This window comes from Streptomyces sindenensis, assembly GCF_014649035.1.
In the GTDB taxonomy this organism is placed as follows: domain Bacteria; phylum Actinomycetota; class Actinomycetes; order Streptomycetales; family Streptomycetaceae; genus Streptomyces; species Streptomyces sindenensis.
Genome location: NZ_BMSG01000093.1, coordinates 1 through 753, shown reverse-complemented (window position 1 = coordinate 753; position 753 = coordinate 1). Strand labels below are relative to the sequence as shown.

Annotated in this window: 1 protein-coding gene; it reads left to right on the top strand. The window is 68.3% G+C overall.

The genetic code is table 11. The annotated features are described in order from the left end of the window. A partial coding sequence (gene tal, locus IE145_RS33180) for a transaldolase (RefSeq protein WP_189529126.1) occupies positions 1-753 on the top strand: 753 nt, incomplete at both ends.

Sequence of the window (753 nt, the reverse complement as noted above, 5' to 3'; positions counted from 1 at the left end):
ACCCGTCGATCTTCCAGAAGGCGATCTCCTCGGGCGATGGTTACGAGCAGCAGCTCACCGATCTCGCCGCCCGTAAGGTCACCGTCGAGGAAGCGCTGCGCATGATCACGACGGCGGACGTCCGTGACGCCGCCGACATCCTGCGCCCGGTCTTCGACGCCACCGGCGGCCAGGACGGCCGGGTCTCCATCGAGGTGGACCCGCGCCTGGCCCACAACACCCTGGCCACCGTCGCCGAGGCCAAGCAGCTCGCCTGGCTGGTCGACCGGCCCAACACCCTCATCAAGATCCCCGCCACCAAGGCGGGCCTCCCGGCGATCACCGAGACGATCGGCCGGGGCATCAGCGTCAACGTGACACTGATCTTCTCGCTGGAGCGCTACCGCGCGGTCATGGACGCCTACCTCGCGGGCCTGGAGAAGGCGAAGGCCGCCGGCCTGGACCTCTCCAAGATCCACTCGGTCGCCTCGTTCTTCGTCTCCCGCGTGGACACCGAGATCGACAAGCGCCTCGACGCCATCGGCACCGACGAGGCGAAGGCCGCCAAGGGCAAGTCCGCCCTCGCCAACGCACGGCTGGCCTACGAAGCGTACGAGGAGATCTTCTCCTCCGACCGCTGGGCAGCCCTGGACAAGGCACAGGCCAACAAGCAGCGCCCGCTGTGGGCCTCCACCGGCGTCAAGGACCCCTCGCTGAAGGACACCCTGTACGTCGACGAGCTGGTGGCGCCGAACACGGTGAACACCATGCCCG